The organism is Granulicatella sp. HMSC30F09 (assembly GCF_001806915.1).
Classification (GTDB): domain Bacteria; phylum Bacillota; class Bacilli; order Lactobacillales; family Aerococcaceae; genus Granulicatella; species Granulicatella adiacens.
The window spans coordinates 57538-83514 of sequence record NZ_KV786404.1 but is presented as its reverse complement, the minus strand read 5'-3'; the positions used below and the strand labels follow the sequence as shown (position 1 = coordinate 83514).

Annotated in this window: 24 protein-coding genes, 1 tRNA gene and 1 other RNA gene; 6 read left to right on the top strand and 20 right to left on the bottom strand. The window is 35.7% G+C overall.

Annotated elements, in window-relative coordinates:
- Both HMPREF3103_RS09565 and HMPREF3103_RS00400 read left to right on the top strand, forming a co-directional pair.
- Positions 1-285: transposase (locus tag HMPREF3103_RS09565; RefSeq protein ID WP_246826934.1), on the top strand; the 285-nt coding region annotated here is incomplete at its 5' end.
- 137 nt (positions 286-422) lie between these two features.
- Entirely contained in the window at positions 423-881 is a 459-nt protein-coding gene (locus tag HMPREF3103_RS00400; RefSeq protein ID WP_070436744.1) for a universal stress protein, read from the top strand.
- A gap of 48 nt (positions 882-929) precedes the next feature.
- Here the strand turns inward: HMPREF3103_RS00400 and dtd are convergent, their stop codons facing one another.
- From dtd to prmA, 4 genes are all read right to left on the bottom strand, one after another.
- Positions 930-1379: a D-aminoacyl-tRNA deacylase gene (gene dtd, locus HMPREF3103_RS00395; RefSeq protein ID WP_070436742.1), complete on the bottom strand. Its 450-nt coding sequence runs from the start codon at positions 1377-1379 to the stop codon at positions 930-932.
- A gap of 9 nt (positions 1380-1388) precedes the next feature.
- On the bottom strand, positions 1389-3605 hold the full coding sequence (locus tag HMPREF3103_RS00390) for a RelA/SpoT family protein (RefSeq protein WP_070436740.1): 2217 nt from the start codon (positions 3603-3605) through the stop codon (positions 1389-1391).
- Positions 3606-3682: 77 nt separating this feature from the next.
- Entirely contained in the window at positions 3683-4432 is a 750-nt protein-coding gene (locus HMPREF3103_RS00385) for a 16S rRNA (uracil(1498)-N(3))-methyltransferase (protein ID WP_070436738.1), read from the bottom strand.
- A complete protein-coding gene (gene prmA / locus HMPREF3103_RS00380; RefSeq protein ID WP_070436736.1) occupies positions 4433-5377 on the bottom strand; it encodes a 50S ribosomal protein L11 methyltransferase in 945 nt (314 codons plus the stop codon).
- A 168-nt stretch (positions 5378-5545) separates the two neighbouring features.
- Between prmA and gpsB the strand changes: the two genes are divergently transcribed.
- The 3 genes from gpsB (at position 5546) to HMPREF3103_RS00365 (ending at position 7588) form a co-directional block, all read left to right on the top strand.
- Positions 5546-5959, top strand: a complete 414-nt coding sequence (gpsB, locus tag HMPREF3103_RS00375; protein ID WP_005605364.1) for a cell division regulator GpsB — start codon at positions 5546-5548, stop codon at positions 5957-5959.
- 44 nt (positions 5960-6003) lie between these two features.
- Positions 6004-6359, top strand: an RNA gene (gene rnpB, locus HMPREF3103_RS00370) — RNase P RNA component class B.
- 80 nt (positions 6360-6439) lie between these two features.
- Complete coding sequence (locus HMPREF3103_RS00365) at positions 6440-7588, top strand: THUMP domain-containing class I SAM-dependent RNA methyltransferase (RefSeq protein WP_070436734.1); 1149 nt, start codon at positions 6440-6442, stop codon at positions 7586-7588.
- A gap of 51 nt (positions 7589-7639) precedes the next feature.
- On the opposite strand, the gene clpB is transcribed toward HMPREF3103_RS00365, so the two are convergent.
- Together clpB and HMPREF3103_RS00355 are read right to left on the bottom strand one after the other, a co-directional pair.
- Positions 7640-10246: an ATP-dependent chaperone ClpB gene (gene clpB / locus HMPREF3103_RS00360; protein ID WP_070436732.1), complete on the bottom strand. Its 2607-nt coding sequence runs from the start codon at positions 10244-10246 to the stop codon at positions 7640-7642.
- Positions 10247-10383: 137 nt separating this feature from the next.
- A complete protein-coding gene (locus HMPREF3103_RS00355; RefSeq protein WP_070436730.1) occupies positions 10384-11496 on the bottom strand; it encodes a hypothetical protein in 1113 nt (370 codons plus the stop codon).
- A 100-nt stretch (positions 11497-11596) separates the two neighbouring features.
- On the opposite strand from HMPREF3103_RS00355, the gene HMPREF3103_RS00350 reads away from it, so the two are divergent.
- Positions 11597-12538 (top strand): diacylglycerol/lipid kinase family protein, encoded by a 942-nt coding sequence (locus tag HMPREF3103_RS00350; protein WP_070436728.1) that lies wholly within the window; start codon positions 11597-11599, stop codon positions 12536-12538.
- 31 nt (positions 12539-12569) lie between these two features.
- Here HMPREF3103_RS00350 and HMPREF3103_RS00345 read toward each other — a convergent pair whose 3' ends face one another.
- The 14 genes from HMPREF3103_RS00345 to HMPREF3103_RS00280 all read right to left on the bottom strand — a co-directional run bounded on the left by HMPREF3103_RS00345 (position 12570) and on the right by HMPREF3103_RS00280 (position 25976).
- On the bottom strand, positions 12570-12932 hold the full coding sequence (locus HMPREF3103_RS00345; RefSeq protein ID WP_049555558.1) for a DUF956 family protein: 363 nt from the start codon (positions 12930-12932) through the stop codon (positions 12570-12572).
- 23 nt (positions 12933-12955) lie between these two features.
- On the bottom strand, positions 12956-13882 hold the full coding sequence (locus tag HMPREF3103_RS00340) for a PTS system mannose/fructose/sorbose family transporter subunit IID (protein WP_049555559.1): 927 nt from the start codon (positions 13880-13882) through the stop codon (positions 12956-12958).
- Positions 13883-13896: 14 nt separating this feature from the next.
- Positions 13897-14709: a PTS mannose/fructose/sorbose transporter subunit IIC gene (locus HMPREF3103_RS00335; protein ID WP_005605354.1), complete on the bottom strand. Its 813-nt coding sequence runs from the start codon at positions 14707-14709 to the stop codon at positions 13897-13899.
- A 20-nt stretch (positions 14710-14729) separates the two neighbouring features.
- Positions 14730-15722, bottom strand: coding sequence for a mannose/fructose/sorbose PTS transporter subunit IIA (locus tag HMPREF3103_RS00330; RefSeq protein WP_005605352.1), 993 nt, complete (start codon positions 15720-15722; stop codon positions 14730-14732).
- 173 nt (positions 15723-15895) lie between these two features.
- On the bottom strand, positions 15896-17530 hold the full coding sequence (locus tag HMPREF3103_RS00325; RefSeq protein ID WP_070436726.1) for a CHAP domain-containing protein: 1635 nt from the start codon (positions 17528-17530) through the stop codon (positions 15896-15898).
- 13 nt (positions 17531-17543) lie between these two features.
- Entirely contained in the window at positions 17544-18383 is an 840-nt protein-coding gene (locus HMPREF3103_RS00320; protein WP_039848862.1) for a YitT family protein, read from the bottom strand.
- A gap of 52 nt (positions 18384-18435) precedes the next feature.
- Positions 18436-19329, bottom strand: coding sequence for a YitT family protein (locus HMPREF3103_RS00315; protein ID WP_070436724.1), 894 nt, complete (start codon positions 19327-19329; stop codon positions 18436-18438).
- The gene (locus tag HMPREF3103_RS00310; RefSeq protein WP_168132776.1) at positions 19326-20183 is read right to left on the bottom strand and encodes a VOC family protein; all 858 of its coding nucleotides are present in this window, start codon (positions 20181-20183) and stop codon (positions 19326-19328) included. The genes HMPREF3103_RS00315 and HMPREF3103_RS00310 overlap by 4 nt, the downstream gene beginning before the upstream one ends.
- An 82-nt stretch (positions 20184-20265) precedes the next feature.
- Positions 20266-21195, bottom strand: coding sequence for a manganese-dependent inorganic pyrophosphatase (locus tag HMPREF3103_RS00305; RefSeq protein ID WP_049555563.1), 930 nt, complete (start codon positions 21193-21195; stop codon positions 20266-20268).
- Between the two features lie 138 nt (positions 21196-21333).
- Positions 21334-22095: a pyruvate formate-lyase-activating protein gene (gene pflA / locus HMPREF3103_RS00300; protein ID WP_070436720.1), complete on the bottom strand. Its 762-nt coding sequence runs from the start codon at positions 22093-22095 to the stop codon at positions 21334-21336.
- Positions 22096-22282: 187 nt separating this feature from the next.
- Positions 22283-24511, bottom strand: a complete 2229-nt coding sequence (gene pflB, locus HMPREF3103_RS00295; RefSeq protein ID WP_070436718.1) for a formate C-acetyltransferase — start codon at positions 24509-24511, stop codon at positions 22283-22285.
- 332 nt (positions 24512-24843) lie between these two features.
- Positions 24844-24917: transfer RNA gene (locus tag HMPREF3103_RS00290), tRNA-Arg, on the bottom strand.
- Positions 24918-24974: 57 nt separating this feature from the next.
- A complete protein-coding gene (locus tag HMPREF3103_RS00285; RefSeq protein ID WP_005605336.1) occupies positions 24975-25202 on the bottom strand; it encodes a hypothetical protein in 228 nt (75 codons plus the stop codon).
- Positions 25203-25205: 3 nt separating this feature from the next.
- A complete protein-coding gene (locus HMPREF3103_RS00280; protein ID WP_070436717.1) occupies positions 25206-25976 on the bottom strand; it encodes a TrmH family RNA methyltransferase in 771 nt (256 codons plus the stop codon).
- Position 25977: the final 1 nt, after the last annotated feature.

Sequence of the window (25977 nt, the reverse complement as noted above, 5' to 3'; positions counted from 1 at the left end):
ATAGAATTCAAGGAAACGATTGAAGCAGCTACACAATTAGACCTATCTCCTGGTTTAAAAAGAGTATTAAAGACTCTAATTACTTACCTACCATATATTCAAAATACTTGTGAGCATCCAACTAGAACAAACGGACCTATTGAAGGAATAAACAATAAAATAAAAGTGCTCAAAAGAAATGCCTATGGCTTTAGAAACTATTATCATTTTAGGAACAGGATTATTTTAATAACAAAAATGTTTGGCACAAAACAAAAAGGAATTAAGCAACAATTAGTTGCTTAATTCCTTCCTAAAATTCTTCATCAACACTATTTGACAAAGAGCCTACTTAAATTCCTATTTTCTTCCTTTTTTGGTTCCCTTTTCATTCCCTTCCTTTAGGTGTATAATAAGAGTATCAAGAATAAGGATGTGATTTTATGTTTCATGAATATGAAAAAATTCTCGTTCCAATTGATGGTTCAAAAGAAGCAAAACTAGCCTTTGACAAAGCCATTGAAGTTGCCAAACGAAATCATGCGAAGCTTGTATTATCTCATGTCATCGATACTCGTTCTCTTCAAACTCCTACTGGATTTGAGGGTAATTTTTCAGATGAGATTCGTAAACAAGCTGAAAACTTATTTGCTGAATATGTTGATTATGCTAAATCTCATAACTTTACAGATGTTGAAACCGTACTTGAATATGGTTCTCCTAAAGTAGTCATTTCTAAACAACTGACAAAGGATTACAATATAGACCTTATCATGATGGGAGCTACCGGCTTAAATGCTGTAGAACGTCTTTTCATTGGTTCGGTTTCTGAATACGTGATTCGGAATGCCTCTTGTGACGTTTTAGTCGTAAGAACAGACTTAGAAAACAAACGTCCATAATCATTTGATTTAAAGAAATAAGCACAGGATTTCTCCTGTGCTTTCTTTTTATTGGTTTTTTGTATCGAGTAATATCGTTACTGGCCCATCATTTACAAGACTCACTTGCATATCTGCTCCGAACTCTCCTGTTGCAACAGTTAACCCATACTTTGTGCGTAGGATTTCATTGAATTCTTCATAAAGTTGGTTCGCTACTTCAGGACTGGCAGCCCCTGTAAAAGAAGGTCTATTCCCTTTTTTCGTATCGGCAAACAGTGTAAATTGCGAAACAGATAAAATCTTTCCGCCGACTTGGTCAATCGACAGATTCATCTTTCCATTCTCGTCACTGAAGATACGCATGCCTGCAATCTTTTTAGCTAAATAGGAGGCATCATCTCTATTATCATCAGGTCCCACACCAACTAATAAGAGGAAGCCTTGATTGATTTCACCAACAACGGAGCCTTCAATCGATACACTTGCTGACTTCACTCGCTGTAATACTATTCTCATGAACTCCTCCTATGAAATCACACGACGTACACTGTATACATCTGGAATTTGTTTAATCTTATCCACAATAAAGTCTAATTGTTGCGTATTCATAATTCCGATATTGACAGAGATTGTCGCCATCTTATTCGCATCAACTTTCCCGTTAACTGAGTTTAGTGATTTCGTCGTACTGTTGATAATATTCAAGACTTCATTCAATAATCCATTACGGTTGTATCCTTCAACAACTAGTTCCGTATCATATTGTTGTCCTGTGTTAGCAGCATCCTCCCAATCTACTTCGATCAAGCGATTTTGTTCGCTCTCAGGTAGTTGAACGTTCGGACAGTCTTTTCTATGAACTGAAATTCCGCGACCTTTCGTAATATACCCAACAATATCGTCCCCAGGAACTGGATTGCAACAACGACTTAAACGAATTAAAAGATTGTCTACTCCTTCAATAATCACGCCACCTTCGTGACGAATTTTCATCTTTTGACTTTCTTTCTTCTGTCCTTGAGTCGTTGTTTTCTCAAAAGCAGTTTCGACAACTTTTTGGTCCTCAATTTCTTTACGAGCTTTATCGGTCATCTTATTGGCAACTGTTTGATAAGAGACTTCTCCAAAGCCAATTGCTGCTAACAAATCTTCTTCCGTTCCAAAGTTGAAGCGAGAAGCAATGTCTTTCATGCCTTGTTTTGTCATAAAGTCTTTGAAATTAAATCCAAGTTCTGTAATTTGTTTTTCGAGTAACTCTCGTCCTTTAATAATATTCTCATCGCGATCTTGTAATTTGAAGAAACGTTTGATTTTATTTTTCGCACGAGTCGTATAAACAAGATTAATCCAGTCACGAGATGGTCCAAATGAATTAGCAGACGTCAATACCTCTACAATATCCCCAGTCTTCAACTGATAGTTCAATGGAACAATCTTATTATTGACTTTGGCCCCTACTGTCTTGTTACCAACCTCAGTATGAATATTATAAGCAAAATCAAGTGGTCCAGAACCTAAAGGAAGTTCAGATACGTCTCCCTTTGGCGTAAAGACATAAACCTTATCTCCAAAGATGTCACCTTTTACACTATTCATAAAGTCTTTGGCATCTTTAGTTTCATTTTGCAGTTCGATTAAGTCCTTAAACCAATCTAATTGTTTTTGCAATGGATCGTTCGTAACTTTTTCTTTATTACCTTCTTTATAAGCCCAATGAGCAGCAACCCCGTACTCAGCTACTTGGTGCATTTCGAAGGTACGGATTTGAATTTCCACAGGTCGTCCACCAGGACCAATCACGGTTGTATGGATGGATTGATACATATTCGCTTTTGGAATCGCAATATAGTCTTTAAAACGACCTGGCATTGGTTTCCATTTTGTATGAATTGCTCCAAGTACTGCGTAGCAATCCTTAATACTATCCACTAAAACACGGATCGCAAGTAAATCGTAAATCTCGCTAAACTGTTTCTTTTGATCTTTCATTTTACGGTAAATGGAATAAATATGTTTTGGACGTCCATAAATGACCGCTTCAATTTCCAAATCTTTAGTCGCTTCTTTAATATTTTCAATCGTCGTTTCAATGTACTCTTCACGTTCATCACGTTTTGAATTCATGAGATGAACAATACGATAATATTGTTGTGGGTTTAAATAACGAAGAGACGTGTCTTCTAATTCCCACTTAATTTTATTCATCCCTAGACGGTGCGCTAACGGTGCATAAATTTCAAGCGTTTCTTCCGCAATCATTCTTTGTTTTTCAGGCTTATGAAATTTTAATGTACGAAGATTATGTAGTCTATCAGCTAGTTTTACCATAATCACACGCAAATCATTAGCCATCGCAAGAAGCATTTTACGGTGATTCTCCGCTTGTTGTTCTGCGTGAGATTTATATTTGATTTTTCCTAATTTCGTGACACCTTCTACAAGAAATGCTACATCTTTTCCAAACTCATACTCAATATCATCGATACTAAATCCCGTATCTTCAACAACATCATGAAGAAACCCTGTTGCAATAGTATCAGGATCCAGCTTTAATTCCGCAAGAATCCCAGCAACTTGGATAGGATGAACAATATACGCTTCACCTGATTTACGCACTTGTTCCTTATGAGCGAAGGTTGCGAAATAAATCGCTTTTTCTATAAATTGAATGTGCTTCTCATTCATGTACTCCTTACACATTGCAAGGACATCATCTGAGGTATAAGTCTTATTTTTAGACATTTGAATCTCCTTAAGCATTTCTTGATTGCATGTAGTAATTTATAGTACCGCTCTAAACGAATATCGTCAACTGAAGTTTATTGGAGTAATTCACATTGGTATGATAATGCACTTAAAGCATATAAAGGAGCAGTTTCTGCTCGTAAAATTCTTGGCCCTAATGAACAAGTATGAAACTCATTCATTTGTAATTTGGCTACTTCTTTTTCGTCAATGCCGCCTTCCGGACCAAAAACGAAAACAATCTTTTCTCCTTCTTTTAAAGCTTGTAAACTCTTTACAAGTTGAACCGTTTCGCCTTCTTTTACAGCTTCTTCGTATGCAATTAATTTTTGATGATACGGTTTTGTGTATTCAATCAAACTGTCGATCGTCATTACTTCACTAACAAAGGGTACTTTTAATCGATGAGACTGTTCGCTTGCTTCTTCTGCTATCTTTTGTAGTCTTTCAGTTTTTTTGCTAGCTTTATCCTTGTTCCATTTCACAACATTTCTAGACATCTCAATAGGAATAATTTCATGAACTCCTAATTCAGTTGCTTTTTGAACAATCCAATCTAATTTGTCTCCTTTTGATAAACCGACTGCAATTGCGGTAAATACGGGAAGTTCCACCTTTTGATTTAAGGTCTTAATAACTCTTACTTCAAAAGGTTCTAAACAAACTAGTTCAACTATGGCTAAGGTACTATTCTCATCCACAATTTCAAACTGCTCTTCTACTTTCATTCTCATTACTTTTTTCAACTGATGAATCTGTTCCTTTGAAAACTCAAGTGAATGAGTAGTTTCGCTAACGATTCCTTTTACAAAATAACGTTGCATTTACTCAACATCCTTTTTCATAATAAAACAATTCCACTCTCTCATTATCATTCTTTCAACAAGAGTAAATCCAGCTTTTTCATAAGCTTCCTTCACTTCATTTGCTTTTGACTCTATGATTCCAGATAAAATTAACCTTCCATCATCATTCAGATTTCGATAAGCATCTTCTGGCATTTGAAGTAAAATTTCAGCCAAAATATTCGCAACGATTAAGTCACTCTTCTGATCTACCCCAACAAGTAAATTATTTTCATAAACTTCGATTTCACCAATGGTAGGATTCAATGCAATGTTTTCTTTTGCAACTCGAGTAGCCATTTCATCAATATCAAATGCAGTCACCTTACTTGCACCTAATAGTTTAGAAGCAATACTTAAAACACCAGATCCTGTACCCACATCCAAAACACTCTCATTTCCTCGAATCGTTTGCTCTAAAGCAGTTAGGGACAATTGAGTCGTTGGATGTGTTCCTGTTCCAAATGCTAAACCAGGGTCCAATTCGATTAATAACTCATCATCTTGTTCCTTTTCATAATCAACCCAACTAGGAACCACTGTTAAAAATCTCGTGACACGCACAGGAAAATAATATTGTTTCCATGCATTAGCCCAGTCTTCTTCTCCTACTTCTTTCACTTGAACGGATAGCGGTCCTGTTTGCAAGCCATAAACTTTAATTTCCTCTAGTTTTTCATGAAGAAGGACATCTGAATCCTTTGACCACTGTGAAGGTTGAAAATATCCTTTAACGATCACTGTATCTGTTTCGTAAAGATCTTTTTGCTGAACTTTTAACCATTCAAGTTGTTCATCCGTTAATTGATAATAGTCCTGTGGATCTTCAATAGAAACTCCTTTGGAACCTAATTCAATCAGAATAGAGCTTACTACTTCTACACTTTCTGAATGTGTATTTACCGATACTTCTAACCAATTCATGATAATCCTCTACTTTACAAGTTTATTTTAAAAAATTATATCAAATTTCATTAAAAATAACTAAAAATAACTCTGTCGTATTTGTATTTTCCTAGTGATTTTAGTATCATAAAGAAGATAAATTAAATTAATGATTATTATGATTGATTAAAAAAGGGGAAAGCAATTATGGCGCGTATTTCATTAAGTACAAAAGATATTTTACAAAAACAATTTAAACGCTCATTCAGAGGTTTTGATATTGAAGAAGTCGATGCATTTTTAGACTTAATTATTCGTGATTATGACACATTCCAAAAGGAAATCAGCTTTTTACAAGCAGAAAACGAACGTTTATTAACGAAAGTAGACGAATTATCTCGTCAAGCAACTGTATCAAAAGTAAATCGTACTTCTAATGTTTCTTCTTCAGGAGTGACTAACTTTGATATTTTAAAAAGACTTTCAAATCTAGAAAAACATGTTTTTGATTCGAAGTTAGAAGAAGGAAATGGTGCTCATTCTTCATTGGATTCAACAGAAGATGATGACGATTTTTATAAAACACGTGTAATTACACCATTACGTGACAACGATTATTAATCATAAATGTATCAATATTGATACATTTAACTAATTACTAAGTAAACTTTGAGTAATCGCGGCATTCAATGCTGAGGAAAGTCCATGCTCGCACAAGCTGAGATGCTTGTAGTGTTCGTGCTTAGCGAAACAATAAGCTAAGGCAACTTCATGTTGACGGCAGAAAAACGAGCTACGGCAATGCTATGCTCTAGTATTCTTGAAAGTGCCACAGTGACGAAGCAATTTTGGAAACGAAATTGGTGGAACGCGGTAAACCCCTCGAGCGAGCAACCCAAACTTATGGTAGGGGCACTCTTACTAGGAAATGAACGAAAAAAGAGACACATTTGTGTAGACAGATGATTACTGAAATTTAATGGATCCTGCTATTAAATGGAACAGAACATGGCTTATAGAAGTTTACTTCAGGATTTTTAGCAAATGGTAAGGAGTGAGGCCTTGTGTCCACTCCTCTTTTTACGAATAAAGGAGAAATCTATGACAAAATATAAATTAGTAGCAACTGCAGCTGCAGGAATTGAAGCTCTCGTTGGTAAAGAATTACGCAACATGGGTTATGAGGTTCAAGTAGAAAACGGAAAAGCCTTCTTTGAAGGTGACGACTACGATATCGCTCGTACAAATATTTGGCTTCGAACTGCAGACCGTATCAAAATCATTATGGGACAGTTCACTGCAAAAACTTTCGACTCGCTCTTTGAACAAACAAAAGCGATTCCATGGGAGAAAATTCTTCCCGTCGATGCTGAATTCCCAGTTTCTGGTAAATCTGTAAAATCGACTCTTCACAGTGTTCCTAACTGCCAATCCATCGTTAAAAAAGCGATTGTCAATCGTTTAAGCGAAGCTTATCATCGTCGTACTCACTTGCCTGAGTCTGGTGCCCTCTACCCTATTGAAGTGGCGATTTTAAAAGATGTTGTCACTTTAACAATTGATACAAGTGGAACAAGTCTCTTTAAACGTGGCTACCGTACAGAAAAAGGTGGCGCGCCACTGAAAGAAAACATGGCTGCGGCTCTTGTGATGCTTACAAGTTGGTATCCCGATAAACCATTCTACGATCCGACTTGTGGTTCTGGGACAATCCCAATTGAGGCGGCTCTGATTGGTAAGAATATCGCTCCTGGATTGAATCGTTCGTTTGCTGCTGAAAAATGGACATTCTTTACTCCAGGCGTATTTGACAAAGTCAGAGAAGAAGCAAGAAAAGAAATCCGCACTGATATCCAACTCGATATTCTTGGTGCCGATATTGATGGCTCTATGATTGAAATTGCTAAACAAAATGCGATTAAAGCAGGAGTCGCGGACCAAATCGAATTCAAACAAATGCAGTTGAAGGACTTTCGCACAAAGAAAGAAAATGGAATTATCGTGGCAAACCCACCATACGGAGACCGTCTTCTTTCTGAAGAACAAGCTCAAGCCATCTATAAACAAATGGGTGAAACCTATGCACCACTGACAACTTGGAGTAAATATATTTTAACGAGTGACTTAACATTTGAAGATCACTATGGTCAAAAAGCGACAAAGAAACGCAAACTCTATAACGGTGCTATCCGTACTGACTACTTCCAATTCTGGGGTATTAGAAAACGTCGTATTCAAGAAGACCAATAAAGCACAAAAAAACGCAATGGACAAATTTCCATTGCGTTTTATTTTTACTTATTATTCATTCTTTCCAATCACTTCAAATGTCACATGATCAATTCCTAAATCACATTTCACTTGGTCGCCTGGAAGGATGCTTGCACGGATGATTTCTTTAGCAAGTGGCGTTTCAATTTCACGTTGAATATAACGAGAAATTGGACGAGCACCGTACACTGGATTATAAGCATTATCTGCAATCCAATCTTTCAATTCATCTGTGAAGCTTAGGACGATTTCTTGATCTTCTACACGTTTGGCTAATTGTTTCAACATCTTCGTAATGATACCACGAATATTGTCTTTAGAAAGTGGTGTGAAGAAGATTGTTTCGTCGATACGGTTCAAGAACTCTGGTTTGAAGGTTGCTTTTAGAACACCCTCTACTGCTGTACGAGTTTCTTCATCGATTGTTTCACCTTGATTTTCAAGCAAGAATTGTGAACCAATATTACTTGTCATAATCATCACTGTATTCTTGAAGTCTACTACACGTCCTTTAGAATCGGTTAAGCGTCCATCGTCTAATACTTGTAATAAGATATTAAATACATCTGGATGAGCTTTTTCAATTTCATCTAAAAGAACGATTGTATATGGATTACGACGAACAGCTTCTGTTAATTGGCCTCCTTCTTCATATCCAACATATCCTGGAGGAGCTCCCACTAAACGAGACACTGAATGTTTTTCCATATATTCACTCATGTCGATACGAACCATATGGTCTTCTGAGTCGAACAAATCTTCTGCAAGAGCTTTAGCAAGTTCTGTCTTACCAACCCCTGTAGGTCCGAGGAATAAGAAACTTCCGATTGGACGGCTAGGATTTTGTAAGCCTGCACGAGAACGAAGTACTGCTGAAGCTACTTTTTGTACAGCTTCATCTTGACCGATGACACGTTCATGAAGAATATCTTCTAAGTGAAGAAGTTTTTCACGTTCGCCTTCCATAAGTTTTGTTACAGGAATACCTGTCAAGCGTCCCACTACTCGAGCAATTTCTTCTGAAGTTACTGATTCTTGAACGAGACGTTGCGTGCTTTCAGCATTCGCTTTATTTTGTTCTTCTAATTCCTTCAATTCTTGTTCAAGAGCTGGAATACGTCCGTGACGAAGTTCAGCAGCTTTTTCAAGGTTATAATCAGCTTCTGCTTGTTCTAATTCACGTTTAGCATGATCGATTTCTTCACGTTTATTACGGATTTTATTGACTTCTTCTTTTTCGATTTCCCATTTCATTTTGAGGTTATTGGCTTTTTCACGTTGTTCTGCTAATTCCTCTTGTAAAATAGCAAGACGTTTTTGAGAAGCGTCATCTTTTTCCATTTTCAATGCTTGTTCTTCGATTTCAAGTTGCATCAAACGACGAGTGACTGCGTCAAGTTCTGTTGGCATTGAGTTCATTTCAACGCGGATTGTAGCACAGGCTTCGTCGACTAAGTCAATCGCTTTATCTGGCAAGAATCTGTCAGTAATATAACGGTTTGATAAAGTCGCAGCAGCCACTAACGCACTGTCGTGAATATTTACACTGTGGTGGATTTCGAAACGTTCTTTCAACCCACGAAGAATTGAAATGGTGTCTTCAACAGTTGGTTCTTGAACAAGTACTTTTTGGAAACGACGTTCTAACGCTTTGTCTTTTTCCATATTTTCACGGTATTCGTCAAGAGTTGTAGCACCAATACAATGTAATTCACCACGAGCCAACATTGGTTTTAGTAAGTTACCAGCATCCATTGAGCCTTCTGTCTTACCAGCACCAACGATTGTGTGGATTTCATCGATAAATAAGATGATGCGTCCTTCTGATTTTGTTACTTCTTTAAGAACGGCTTTCAAACGTTCTTCGAATTCACCACGGTATTTTGCACCTGCGATTAAAGCACCCATATCTAATGAGTAGATTAATTTATCTTTTAAGTTTTCTGGTACGTCTTTTTTAACGATACGTTGCGCTAATCCTTCAACGATTGCTGTTTTACCAACACCAGGTTCCCCGATTAAGACAGGGTTATTTTTTGTTTTACGAGATAAAATACGAATCACATCTCGAATTTCTTCGTCACGTCCAATGACTGGATCTTGTTTACCAGATTGAACAGCTTCATTTAAATTACGTGCATATTTTGATAATGCTTCATATTGTTCTTCTTGATTTTGACTAGTCACACGTTCTCCCCCTCTTAGCTCTTCAATTCGAGCTCTCAAATTTTCTTTGGTTATATGCTGTTGTACTAAATAGCGTGTTAATGGATGATTTTGTAGTTCCATTAATGCAAGTACAACTACCTCTGTAGATAAGTAATCGTCTTTAAAGCTTTCTCTAATCTTTTCAGCTTCTGTAAAGAGTCGATATAAGTTTTGACTCATACTTTGACCGTATTGGACATTTTGCCCTTCCACTACAGAAATACGGTCTAATTCTTTATCAATTAATTCCTCAAATTCTTTGTCATTCACTTGTAAATCACTATATAAATTTCTAGCAAAGTGATTTGGTTCCATAAATACTTTCCATAAATGAGGAATATCTATTTCTTGATGTTTACGGACCATCGCAATTTGTTGCGCTTGGCCTAATGCTTGTTGCATTGTTGTTGTCATTTTTTCAATATTCATCTTCATTCCTCCTTTTATGGTCTCTTGACCATGAATTAAGTATACACCTTTAGTCAGGAAAGGTCAATAGTATTATTTGACTTTTTTTGACCTTAATAAAAATTTAAAAACAGCCACTTGAGTAGCTGCTTTTACTATTACATTTCAATTCGAATAGCTCTTCTTATACAATAATATCCTGCTGCTAATTTTCCGTTTGGATCAACAAAAAGTGGTAGATTTACTGAATAGTAAGAAGAAAGAGGTAATAAATTTAACACAGGTGCTTTAAAATTTTCTTCCAGCCAAGCTCCTTTGGTATATGGACGACCTTCAATAATTTCTGGTCCGAATTCAGCGTTTGCAATTTCTAAACCAAACATATTCTCTTGCCATAAAGGAGACTTAAACTCATCCTGCAACAGAGTTCTATGTAGTTGATTTCCCCATTTAAATAAACGTCTCGTTCCACTACCGCAACAATATTCCCATTCATCTTCATTTAACAGTCCCATTCCGGATCTTTCTATCTCTTTGCGTCCTTCATCATAACTAACTGGATCTGCTACATAACACGCAAAAAGATCTGGATTTTGAATATCTTGTTGCATGAAGTACTGATCGACTCTTACTGCTCTTGGAAATTCTTGAAAAAGAGCTTCTAAAGAATTATCTGGAGTAATGGCCTCTTCTAAAATGGATAATGTTTCACTTGATACCATATCTTCCCCATCTATCTGACCAGTGACCACAGAATAATGACCAATAAATTTTAAGCCAACGAAATTAGGCTTCTTTTCAACTAACATTGCTGAAATATCAACTTTTCTTAATTCAGATGTCATCAAATTAATGCCATCTTCAACAATCTGAGTAGTTAGCTTTTCAGAAGAAAGATCTTTCTCTTGAACATTTTGATTTAAAAACATAAACCCAGTTACGTGTTGGTTCAAATACCGTTTAAACGCATATCTTAGTTCTTGTCTCTCTTCACTGCAGTCAAGACCTGAAAGTCCTGACAAACCGCTATCCCACCCAAGAACAACCTCTTTCTGACCAGGTACAAAAACAAAAACTCTGCCATCAATCGTTACTTCAAACGTATCATTTGTGATACCAGCGTAATCATATTGTACAAACTTTAAATCTTCAATTGTTAGTATTGGATTCACGAAAAAGCGTAGAATATTTCGAATTACTACTTCTTTTGATTCTCTACTTAAATTTTTCCAAGTAGGATTTAACACTCGCTCAAAAAAATCATTAGCCATACTTTCACCTCATCTTCATTATACGTTATTTCTTACAAAAATCACTCTTTTTTAACTTTCATTTATGCTATAATTGTGAAGAATCGAAAGGAAGTATTTCATGAATTTATTTATTTTTGGAAATCCAATGTCTGGCAGTTTTTCAGGCCAGCAACAAATTAATCATATTGTCGAAGTTTGTACAGAAAAAGGAATTCCCTTCAAATTATTTCAGACTCAAAGAGCTGGAGAACTTCCCGAATTGATGGACAAACATCTACAGCAACGAAATCAACATACCGTAATCGTTATTGTTGGTGGTGATGGCACTCTCAATGAAGCTCTTCAATATTTAAAACAACAGAACATCTTTGTACCTCTTAGCTATTTACCGGCTGGAACTGGGAATGATTTTTCACGGGAAATGAATTTAACTCATCACGCGAGAAAGTTTATCGAAAAGCTTTCAAAGAATCATATTATTGACTTAGAATTTCTTACTTATTCAGAAGAAAACTCACAAACAACTGGTATCATTTTAAATTCGATGGGATTTGGGATTGATGCTGCTATTTGTGAAATAAACCAAAAACAAAGGCAAGCACTCCTGCAAGCTAAAGGGATTAAAAAAGCTTCTTACTTAACTCCTATTATTAAGGCTTTTAAAGAACGCAAAGAGTTTGATGCCCTAATCACTCTTGATGACAAAGAAAGTTTTACTTCTACAAAAAATCTTCTACTTGGAGCTTTTAATCACGCCTACTTTGGAGGTGGGATTCGCTTTGTACCTTCTGCAACACAAGGAAGTCATCATTTTCAAATTGCAATTGCAAGAAAAGTTTCTCTTTTTACAGTTCTAAAAGCTTTTCCGTTTATTTTAACAAATGGAACTCATTTCAAACTGTTTCCCAAAAATTTAAAAGAATACTCATGTACAAAAGCCAATATAAAAATTAATGAACCTATAAAAGCTCAAAAAGATGGAGAATTTGTAACATATCCAACGGTGAATTTGAATCTTTCCATGGATCATTATCCTTTTCTACTTACAAATGAAACTTAAAAAGGCGAATGCTAAAGCATTCGCCTTTTTATTACTTTTTAAATAGTTTTTTCAAACTAAATAAAGGTTCAGTTTTAACGATTTTATCATTTCCAATAAAATCTCTCATCATTTTAAGAGTTCGCCCAGCATCTGAAGAAATAAACTGAAATGTTCCAGCTTGTTTCGTATCAATATAGTATGCTCTAATAAAACGTCCTTTAAACATGACATGAGCCCTAACCAATTTAATTTCTTCCCATGGAATTTGAAGATAGCTTTCCGGGTTCTGATGATTATAGAATTCAAATGCGCGATCTCCAATAAGGATATCACCATTTTTAAATCCTAGTCCTCCATTAAAAAGGTTTGCTTTTGTTTTATAAATCGCTTTTGTATTTAATGAAACAGCCATAGTCTATCTCCAATCAAGTAGGATTAAGGAGCCATTACTCCTGTTAAACCAGCTAAAATACCTAGGACAAATAGCCCGAAGATAATGTAAATTGGTTTTACATTTTTCTTCAATAACCACATTACAAAGAATGTTAATAGTAAAGCAGCCAATCCTGGGATCAATTTATTCAAGTTGTCTTGAAGAGTAGTTACTACTTCAGGCGATAACTTTTTACCATCTAATAATTTAGCAACAATCTCTTGAAGTTGTCCACCAGTTACAACATCATCTTTTCCAGGAGTTTGAATATATTGATCGGCCGTCAATTGTACTTTTGTTAAGACAAGTGGGAATTTCATACTTGTCCAACGCTGTACTAAAATCCCCATTACAAACATCCCTACAATTGATGAAACTTTTGTAATAGATTGTAAAATACCACCAGATAAGTCTTTAGTAATCTCAGAACCTTGGCGATATCCTAACTCTTGTGTATACCACATAAAACCAATACGAATTAAGTTCCAAACAATAAAGAAGAATAATGGTCCAATGATTGAACCCGTTGCTGCTAACCCAGCGGCAATCGCACCTAAGATAGGACGAGCAGTAAACCAGAATACGGGGTCACCGATACCAGCTAGTGGTCCCATCATACCAACTTTAACCCCTTGGATTGTTGCGTCATCAATTGGCGCACCGTTTGCACGGTCTTCTTCTAAAGCTAAAGTTACCCCAAGAATTGGTGAAGCAATATATGGGTGAGTATTAAAGAATTCTAAGTGACGTTTTAACGCTGCTTTTGAATCTTCTGGGTTTGGGTATAATTTTTTCAATGCAGGAATTAGGGAGAATGCCCATCCTCCATTTTGCATACGTTCATAGTTCCAAGAACCTTGTAAGAATTGTGAACGTAACATAACTTTTAAGCGGTCTTGTTTCGTTAAAGATACTTTTTTCTCTGTCATCTCATTCACACTCCTTAGTAGTCATTTAAAATGTCACCTAGTGGGTCTCCAGAACCTGAGCGTCCACCAGTTGAACCATTTCCGCTGTTATTAGATAAGTTTAAGTAAATTAACGCTAAACTTAAAGCGATAACACCAGTTGCAATCAATGTTAACTCGTTTAAAGGAGCGATTGCGAAACCGATGAAGAAGAATGGCCAAGTTTCTTTAGAAGCCATTAAGTTAATAACCATTGCTAGCCCCACAGCAACTACCATGTTACCACCAATTGTCATACCATTAGCAAACCAATCAGGAATTGATTTTAAGTAACCTTGAACAACATCTGAAGGTAAGAATAAAAGTAATCCAGCTGGAATCATAATACGTAATCCTTGGCAACATAATGCAACATAATGCCAGAATGAAACTCCTTTGAAGTCTCCTTTTTCAGCCGCTGCATCCGCTCTATGGACTAATGCAACTGATAATGTACGTACCACCATTGTTAAAACTAAACCAACTGTTCCTAAAGTAACAGCAGTAGCAATAGCAAGGTTACGTCCACCTTCTGAAAAATCATTCCCTTTAATAAAAATAATAGCTGAAGCTACAGATGCTAAAGCAGCATCTGGTGCCACCGCAGCACCTACGTTTGCCCAAGCAAGTGCAATAATTTGTAAAGAACCACCAAGGATAATTCCCTCAGTTAAATGTCCTGTCGCAAGCCCAACTAATGTACAAGCAATAATTGGTTGGTGGAATTGAAACTCATCTAAAATCCCTTCCAAACCAGCTAAGAATGCGACAATTAGGACTAAAATAATTTGAAATACATTAAAATCCATAATAATCTCCTATCTCTCTATTATAGTTTCAAGCCTTCGTTAGACTTTGCTTCAATCAATTTAAAGATGTCGGCAGGAGAATCCGAAACAACTTTTCGAACATCCATTTTAACACCTAAGTCACGTAATTTTTTATAAGTTTCCACATCATCTTGGTCTAATGATAATGCATTACTTACTTGAACTTTACCTACAGAGTGTGCCATTGATCCAATATTTAATTCATCAATATGAACACCTTTTTCAATAACTTCTAAAGCCTCTTGCGGTGTTTCGAATAATAATAATGCCTTTGTATCCCCAAAACGTGGATCGTTATAAACTTCAACTAGTTTATTGAGTGGAATCACATGAGCACGAACTCCAGTAGGTGCTGCTTGTTCAATTAATTTCTTACGTAAGTCATCTTTTGCAACTTTATCAGAAACTACGATAATGCGGTTTGGATTTGTTGCTTTCGTCCAGCTTGTAGCTACTTGTCCATGTAACAAACGAGTATCGATACGAGCTAAAACAAATTTAATTTTCCCGTCTCCAATAACTGTTCCTTCTGGAATGGCTCCGTTAGTAACAGGTGCTGAAGGTGCAGATTTTTCCTCTTTCTTCTCTTCTGGTTGAAGAGCTTCTGGACGAATCTTAACTCCTTCAATCGCAGTTGGTGCAATTGCCTTTGCGATTTCATGAGAAGTATTCATTGAAAAACGACTAGCGTACGATTCAATAAGCATTGGTAAGCTTAAACCAGCAACAATTGCACGATGTTCAGGATCTTCTTCGAACAAAATATTTGCTTGGTTAAATGGGCTTCCTCCCCATAAATCTACTAAAAATAGAATTTCTTCTGTCTCTAGTTTATCAACAGCCTCACGCAGTTTACGTTGTAAGTCTTCAGGGCCTTCACTTGGCATAAATGTAACTGATTCAACTTTTTCTTGGTTTCCAAAAATCATAGAACCAGATTGTTTTATCCCGTCAGCGAATTCACCATGACTTGCAATGATAATCCCTACCATAAAGCTACCTCCTTTATATAAATTTAATCATTTTATTGATTTAATTTATAATAACACAACACTGGGAATTTTTCACTAAAATCAACCGTTAATATACGCTGAATTGAGTGCTTTTTGAGCAATAAAAAAAGATAAAAAACCAGTCAAAAATGACTGGTTTTTTATAACATAAATTAATAGTTAGGACGAGCGTACCCAATGATATAGTATGCGGATAAGCGATGAGTGTGGCGCACTACTTTTGACTCATCAACATTCAAATGTTCCGTGGTATTTCCTTCAATAGTTACGATTTTCCCATCTTCTACTTTTTCAACAATTGCAATATGATCTGCAAGACCATCACCATTCCAGTCAAAAGTTACAATATCTCCAGCTCTTGGTGTTGATTTGCCAATCCAAATTCTCTTATTTTTGAAAATATTTATGTGATAAGGAACATACGCTTCTTTATCAATAAGGTCAATCATTCCCGCAATTTGGTACATAGATGAAACAAAAACATCGCACCAATCATCCCAGCTTTGTACTTTATATCCACTATAACTACTTGGTCCAGAATTATATTGATTAACCAAATATTGGTGAAGAGGATTATACTGTTCTACTCCAATAAAGCCTCGAGCTAAATCCAGTAAGATTTCTTTACGATTCTTAGCTTCGCTAATGTTGGAAACCCAAGCACCATCAGAACCTACATAATATTTAAAATTATCTACCCATTTATTGGTTGCCATCTTTCCATCATCTAAAAGATAATAACTTCCGACCCATTTGTTTCGGGAAGGAATACCATTTGAAAAATGATACCAATCACCGGAAGAGTTTTGTTTCCATCCATCTTTCCCTTTTTGGGCTTCTGGAATCCATTTTCCATCCTCATTGACATAGTATCGATTTTGATCGACCCATTGATTAACGAGCATCTCTCCCGTTTCACCCAAGTAATAATTACCTCTCCAAGCATTTTTAACTAGAGATTCTTTTCCTTCGTAAAAGTACCAATAACCATTCTCTTTTACCCATCCAGATTTCATCTTCTTATCTCTAATCCAAGCACCATTATCACCAACAAAATAACGATAATCATCTACCCATTTGTTCGTTGCCATTGTGCCATCTTCTTGTAGAAAGTAATTTCCTTTCCATACATTTCTTACTGGTAATCCATTTTCATAAAAATACCAAATAGAATCTAATTTAACCCAATTTTCTTTTTTCTTTCCTGGGACCCAGACACCATCTTTATCGACGTAATATTGATAATTATCAACCCAATTATCAACACTCATTTTACCATCAGATCCTAAATAATAATAAGAATCGACCCATTTGTTTCGAGTAAGATTTTCTTGTACGTCATAATAGTACCAATAACCATCTTCCTTTTTCCAACCGTTTTTTTTGATTTTTCCTGGTATCCATTTTCCTGAAGAATCAACAAAATAGCGATAATCATCTACCCACTTATTTGTCGCCATTTGACCATTATGTTCTAAATAATAGTCCCCAATCCATTTAGAAGTCTCTAGAACACCATTTTGATTATAATAGTACCAAATCCCGTTTAAATCCTTCATCCATCCGGTGCGTTTCACTTCTTTTTCTTTATTAGGAGCCTCTTCTTTCTTTTTCAATACCGCTTCTTTTGTAGTGACTTCATCTTTTTCAGGCTTTGCTACAGTAGTAGTTTCTTCAGTAACATTTTTATTCACTGTTGATTCCGTTTGATTTTCGTTTGCTAAAACCGCTTGTCCATTTATAAAAAGTAAACCTATAAAAATTCCCAAAGCTTTCTTAATCTTCATACTCCCCATCCTTTTAATGCAAAAATTTATTTCCACTGTCATCGAAGTAGAAAGTAAATCCTTCTCCAATGACTTGATTTACATCTGTAATAATAACAAATGCGTTCGGATCTATTTCATGAATGATGCGTTGAATTGGCATTAATTGTTGACGATTCACTACAACATAAAGAACTTGTCTTTTATCTTTTGAGTAAAATCCATGCCCATCAAGAACCGTGATTCCTCTGTCTAATTGCTCTTGAATCTTTTGACCAATTAGTTCGTATTGATTTGAAATAATCATTATTGCTTTTCGTGGGTTAAATCCTTCGAGAATAAAATTAATAACCTTACTTGCAATAAATAGCATCATTAACGTTAAAACAGCTTTCTCAAATCCTATTACAAAAGCTAAAGGTGTAACGACAATAGTATCAATTACCAATAATGAAGATGAAACTGGCCATCCAAGATATTTATTCATCATCATTGCAATAATATCTGTTCCAGCAGTTGTGCCTTTTCCTAAAATAACAAGTCCCAAAGCAATACCAACAAATACACCAGCAGCAACCGAGGCTACTACTAGATTCTCAGGTACAAATACTGGCCATTCCTGAGTGTATTTTAGAAACATCGGTAGTTCAAATACAGCAAGAACTGTATAAATCATTGTTTTCTTCTCTAAGTAACGATAACCGACGATTAATAAAAAAACATTTAAAACTAGACTTGATAATGCAGGATCAATATTTAGCGTATAGAACATAAGAAGTGTTACTCCCGTAAGGCCACCTTCACCAAAATGATTAGCTATTACTACAGCGTTAATGGTATAAGAAAATAAAAAACAACCTAAAGTTACGAGCATAAACGATTTTAAAATGTCTTTTTTAGAAATAGCTTGCAGTTTAATTACCTCCCTACTCTGGTTCTCTATGGAATCTTCCATAAAAGTTTTCTGTACTAATTTGATTGATAATCGCACGAGGATCCGCTTCTTTAATAACAGCTACGGCATCCATAACTTCATATGATGAAATTACTGTATGTAATAGATACATTTTTTCTCTACTAAATCCTCCAATAGCGTCCACACATGATATTCCATGCCTTATATTCTTTAAATAAGATTGCATAACATCTTCCCCATAACGAGTCGTAATCTGTAATGTAACCCTATGATATCTCTGATGGAATGTGCTAATCACTTTCGTAGAAATGTATTGGAATATAATCGAATAACCTGCATTTTTCCATCCAAATAACGCCCCAAATATTACAAGTAATAAAGTATTAAATAAGAATACTTGTTGCCAGATGGTTTTACCGCTCTTATTTGAAACATATAATGCAATAAAATCCATTCCCCCTGTTGAAGCATTCCCTTTCAGTGCGAGCGAAACATACAAGCCGTTTAATACTCCACCAAAAATTACATTCAACATGGTGTCATCGACAAATAAAGGATCAAAATTTAAAACACGAATAAAGAAACTTCCAACAAAAACTTGAAGAATCGAATAAAACGTAAAACGAGCACTAATCCCTCTATAACATAAAATGGCCACAGGAATATTAAGTAGAATTAATAAAATCGAAATGGATAACTCTACACCAAATAACTCGGATATTTGATTTATTAAAATTGCAACACCCAAAAAACCACTAGAAAGTAAATTTGAAGGTTGGATAAATACTTTTAATGTGAATGCTTGTAAAAATCCCGAAATAATAACGGCAATCACTGAAATAAAGTGACGAAATAGTTTATTTTTACGGTATTTACGATATGAGTATTTCTCAAGTAAACTCATGAATGATCACCTACTTTGAAACAATATTCTATCCCATCTTTCGTAGGGACTTTTAAATAGGCATCATAATAATGAAAAGGAACTTGATTCATTTCTAAATGGAGAACAAGATTTTCTAGTTCCTTCATATTTGGAACTCGCCATTCAATCATGGAAAGCCCATAAATACTCTTACTATTCTTATTCCTTTCATTCCAGGAATTTATAGCTAATGAATATCCATCACGGTTCACTTTAAAATTTTTTCGTTTCGTTACATAATCATATGTTGTTTTAAACGAGAAGTTGTTTATTAAAAATTCAGTTGTTGCTTCTACGTCCATCACATTATAATGAAGTTGAGTAATTCTCGCACTTGCGGGAAATTCTTCAGAAGCTCCTTCTATTCCATCAATAAATTCGTGCAACGAACGTTTCATTTCATTTCCTTCTAGATATTGATCCACTTCTTGAGAAGAATTATCTTCAACAACCATAAATTTCAATCGATTTTCCTCTGGATCCATAATATAAAAATTGGTTGTATAACCATCGAATCCTGAACCTATAATCGTTTGTTCTTCCATAATAAAATGGTTCATCAATTCACCAATTTGAGAAGATTTTGTCAAACGAAACCCTATAGAATAGGTTGTTAAAAATGAATCAGAGTCACCATTTCCTTGGACTAGTTTAAAAAGTGGGATACTCCCTCTACCATGACCAATCAAAACTTCATTATCAAATTCTTGCAAAACAGAAAGACCTAATATTTGTGTATAAAATTTTTTCATTACGGTTAAATTTCGAACTGTAATCGAAATTAAAGAAATCGTCCACTCTTTTTTTGACTGTGGAACAACAAAATCTTTCATAAATTGTATCAAATTACGCATGATTTATTTCCTTTACAAAAAAATGGGGAGGAATAAAATTGTTCCTCACCCACTCAAAATTTTATCCTTCAAAAGCAACAGTTAATGGAGGTACTACTTGTTTTTTACGAGAAACAACTCCTGGTAATGTAAGTAATCCATCTGTATAGCTTGAGTTGAACGCTTGGGCAACTTTGTCTTTATAATCTCCTACAACTAAAACTGTTGAGACGCTTGTTAAGATATTTGTAATTACAAAAACAAAAGTATCATATCCATTTTCTGAATTTGCAGCTCTCATACTTTCTTCTAAGGCTTCTCTACGAGCTAATAATTCTTCAGGGTCTACAACATTTACTTGAGCAATACGTAAATTTGCCCCACCCATTGGGAATGATTTAGCATCTAAGTCAATTAACTCCGCTTCAGATTTGTCACCAAGATTTGTTCCGGCTTTTAACATTTCTAGCCCATAGACATTAACATCAATCTCAGCAATGTTGGCTAAATCTGTTGCTGCTTCAATATCTTGTTGTGTACATGTTGGAGATTTGAATAATAAAGTATCCGAAACAATGGCAGATACCATTAATCCAGCAATATCTTTAGGAACTTCAACCCCATATTCTTTATACATTTTGTATAAAATGGTATTCGTACATCCAACAGGTTCTGCACGATAGAATAAAGGATTTGCTGTTTGGAAATTTGCAATACGGTGATGATCCACTACAAATTCAACTTCTACTTTTTCTACGCCAGTTGCGCTTTGTTGTACTTCGTTATGATCCACTAAAGCAACACGGTTTGTCTCTTGTGAAACATCCCCAATAACTCGAGGAGCTTCTTTCTTGAAATAATTTAATGCATATTGTGTTTCTTCATTAGGAGTCCCTAAGGCAACTGCTTCTGCATCCTCACCTAATTGACGTAATAAGAAAGCATATGAAATTGCTGATGTAATTGCATCAGTATCTGGATTTTGATGTCCGAAAACTAATAATTTACTCATTTTATGGCCTCTCTCTATTTAAATTTACATTGACAATTTTAACATAATTACCAATTAAAACCAACAAAAAATGCACTTATACATAAAAATTGAACATAAAAAAACTGTTATAGCTTTTACACTATAACAGTTATTTCGTTAGGCATTTAAAAATCCTTTATAATCATCAGTTCTTAAAATTCGTCGAGCGTTATCCACACGTTCTTGAGTTGGTGGTTCAATATGATCCAATTTATATGGAATCCCTAAATTTTTCCATTTATATACACCCAATTTATGATACGGTAAAATCTCAAACTTCAATACATTTTTCAGTTTACTTACAAATTCACTTAATCGGACGAGATATTCATCATAGTCTGAACGTTCTGGAACTAACACATGGCGAATCCATACGGGTTGCCCTTTGTCTGATAAATACTCTGCTAGTTGAAGAATATTTTTATTCGTCCATCCTGTTAATTTCTTATGTTGTTCATCATCAATATGTTTAATATCCAATAAAATAAGATCTGTATATTCTAATAACTCTTCGAATTTTGAAAAGAATGGTTCGTCATACGTAAATGGCATTCCACAACTATCTAATGTTGTGTGCACTCCAGCTTTCTTACAACGTTTAAAGAAATCGATTAAGAAATCAATTTGCAATAAAGGCTCTCCTCCGCTGACAGTTACGCCACCTTTACGTCCCCAGAATGCACGATATTGCAATGCTTGATCGAGTAATTCTTGAGAAGTAATCGGATGACCGCCCCCAATATTCCAAGTATCTGGGTTATGACAAAACTCACAACGCATACGACAACCTTGCATGAAGGTTACAAAACGGATACCTGGTCCGTCTACAGAACCAAAACTCTCTGTAGAATGAATATATCCAGTTACTGGTTCACTCATCATTATTCCTCCTATCTTTTCTCTTCTAGTATATCACAATTCGTGTCCTTTAGGGCTATTTCGACTAAAAAACGGATGGACGATTTTGCCCATCCGTTTTCTTAATTTCAGCAATTTTGCGAGTCAACCTCACACCATTCGTAATCCGGTTCGGTCTCCTTAGTACAGTCGACCTCACACCTTAAGATTACATGCTTTCGTGCATTGTACGGTTGATTACGTCTAATTGTTGTTCACGAGTTAATTTAATGAAGTTAACTGCGTAACCAGATACACGAATTGTTAATTGTGGGTATTCTTCTGGGTGTTCCATAGCATCTAATAATGTATCACGGTTGAATACGTTGATGTTTAAGTGGTGACCACCTTTTGAAGCGTAACCATCTAACATAGAAACTAAGTTTTCTTCTTGTACATCTAATTCACGTCCTAAAGCTTTAGGAATGATTGAGAATGTATTTGAGATACCATCTAATGCATATTTGTAAGGTACTTTAGCAACTGATGATAATGAAGCTAATGCTCCGTGTGTGTCACGACCATGCATAGGGTTAGCACCTGGTGCAAATGGTTCGCCGGCACGACGTCCATCAGGAGTGTTACCTGTCTTCTTACCATAAACTACGTTAGAAGTAATTGTAAGGATAGAAGTTGTATGTTTAGCATTACGGTAAGTTTTATGTTTTTTAACTTTAGTCATGAATTCTTTCAATAACCAAATTGCGATTTCGTCAGCGCGGTCATCGTTGTTACCATATTTAGGGAAGTCGCCTTCTACTTCATAGTCTACAACAACGCCATCTTCATCACGAATAGTTTTAACTTTCGCATATTTAATAGCTGATAATGAGTCAACTGCTACTGAGAATCCAGCGATACCAGTTGCCATTGTACGTAGAATTTCAGTGTCATGTAATGCCATTTCAAGTCTTTCGTAACTGTATTTATCATGCATATAGTGGATGATGTTTAATGTGTTTAAGTATAAACCACAAATCCATTCCATCATATCGTTGTATTTAGCCATTACTTCTTCGTAATCTAAGTATTCTGAAGTGATTGGTTGATATTTAGGACCAACTTGCGCTTTAGATTTTTCATCGATACCACCGTTAATCGCATATAATAATGTTTTCGCTAAGTTAGCACGAGCTCCGAAGAATTGCATTTGTTTACCGATACGCATAGCAGATACACAGCAAGCAATTCCATAGTCGTCACCCCACTCAGGACGCATTACATCATCGTTTTCATATTGGATTGCAGAAGTTTGAATAGAAGTTTTAGCTGCAAACAATTTGAAGTTTTCTGGTAAACGAGTTGACCAAAGAACTGTTAAGTTTGGTTCTGGAGCTGGTCCTAAGTTTACTAATGTGTGTAAGAAACGGAAACTGTTCTTAGTTACTAATGGACGTCCATCTTCACCAACACCGGCGATTGATTCAGTTACCCAAGTTGGGTCTCCTGAGAATAAAGCGTTATATTCAGGTGTACGAGCGAATTTAACTAAACGTAATTTCATAACGAAGTGGTCAACAAGCTCTTGTGCTTGTTCTTCAGTTAATGTTCCGTTTTCTAAGTCACGTTGTACATAAATATCTAAGAATGTTGAAGTACGTCCAAGAGACATAGCCGCACCATTTTGTTCTTTAATAGCTGCTAAGTATCCTAAGTATAACCATTGGAAAGCTTCGCGAGCGTTTGAAGCTGGTTTAGAAATATCGAATCCGTAGATGTTACCTAATTCTTTTAATTCTAATAATGCACGGTATTGTTCTGAAACTTCTTCACGTAAACGAATAACATCGTCTGACATTGTGCCATCGCCAATATTAGCGAAGTCTTTTTGTTTTTCAGCGATTAAACGATCAACCCCGTATAAAGCTACACGACGGTAGTCACCGATGATACGTCCACGTCCATAAGCATCTGGTAAACCTGTGATAACACCTGATTTACGAGCTGAACGCATTTCTGGAGTGTAAGCATCGAATACACCTTGGTTGTGAGTTTTACGCCAGTCACGGAAGATACGAGAAATTTCTTCATCAATCTTGAATCCGTAAGCTTCAGCTGATTGCTCACTCATTCGAATACCACCAAATGGTTGTAAGCTACGTTTGAATGGTTTTTCAGTTTGGAAACCAACAACTGTTTCTAAATCTTTGTTTAAGTAACCAGGACCATGTGAAGTGATTGTTGATACAACTTTAGTGTCCATGTCTAAGACACCACCAGCTTCACGTTCTTGTTTGTTCAAGTCCATTACTTGTGCCCATAAAGCTTTAGTAGCTTCTGTAGGACCAGCTAAGAAACTGTCGTCTCCTTCATAAAGTGTGTAGTTTTCTTGGATAAAGTCACGGACGTTAACTTCTTCTTTCCATACTTTACCTTTGAAACCGTTCCATTGTTCCATAAATTTTTCCTCCTTAGATAATTGGTTGTGAAACTTATAACAGCTATCTACACAAATATTATAACACAATTAAATCTAAGTGCAATACATAAGTGTATAAAAATACAAAGATTTTGTTAAGTATTGTTATAATCGCTATTTTAAGGCAGTGTAAGTTGTGAAAGATGTATTATAACAGTTATGTCTGCTGTACTAAAATTTTGAAACAGAATGAAATATTTCACAAAGTAACCTTAATTATTCACAATCTAACCTTTTTTACCTTGATTTCACTGACTTAAAAACAAAAAGAGCATTATCAAATTTAATTTGATAATGCTCTTTCAATTTAGCGTTTCAGGAGGGATTCGAACCCCCGACCGTTCGCTTAGAAGGCGAATGCTCTATCCTGCTGAGCTACTGAAACAGTACTAAATTATTATACCTAAAGACAAATATTCTGTCAATCGATTTTACAGCTTCATTATGACTCTTCGGTTTCTTTTTCTCTATCATCTAATTTATGCTTTTTTGAAAATAACATGATGGTATAGATGACCAACATTACTATCGCCATGATTAGTACTCTCACAGCTAAGGCAAAATCATATAAAGCTGCAATGGCACTTAAAGCAAAGAAGATAATTGTCATAGTTTTAACAGTTTCAAGAATGGGACGTTTTCTTCCCATTGGATTTGGTCTATTATCCATTGATTACTCCTTCGTTTCTTTCGTTTTATACATTAATAAAGCTGAGGCAATTGAAACGTTCAGTGATTCCGCTTTTCCAAACATCGGAATCGTCACTACGACATCTGCTAAATCAATCACGTCGTCAGAGACTCCCTGACCTTCATTACCAACGACAATAGCTACATCTGTTGCTCCTTGTAAGACTGAATAATCCTTTGAATCTCGATGCAATGCTGTAACAGCCACTTGAACACCCTTCTCTTTGAGTATTGGCAAGTATTCTTGTAAGTTCGCTTGGAAAACGGGAATGTGAAAATGACTTCCTTGCATGGAGCGAAGAACTTTGTCGTTATATAAATCAACCGTCCCCGTCCCTAAAACAACCGCATCAAAACCAGCAGCATCAGCCGTTCTTACAATCGTTCCTAAATTACCAGGATCTTGAACTGCGTCTAACACAATGAAACGACCTTTATGAGGTAATATCTCTTGCTTAACAATTTCAACAACTGCTAAAATCCCTTGAGTCGTCTCCGTCATTGATAACTTATGGAAGACGTCTTGTGATACAACTAGCACCTGTACATCTGTTTGGGCTAACAGATTTTTATAGTCTTCAAGACGATTACTGGTAACCACTATCAACTTAATCTGAGCTCTTTCTTTAATCGCTTCTTCAACAAGGTGTTCCCCTTCAAGTAGATACATTCCTGCTTTCTTACGACCTTTTGCAGTCTGAAGTTTAACAAGCTCCTTAATTTTTTCGTTCTTAGGTGAACTTATACTTTCCATA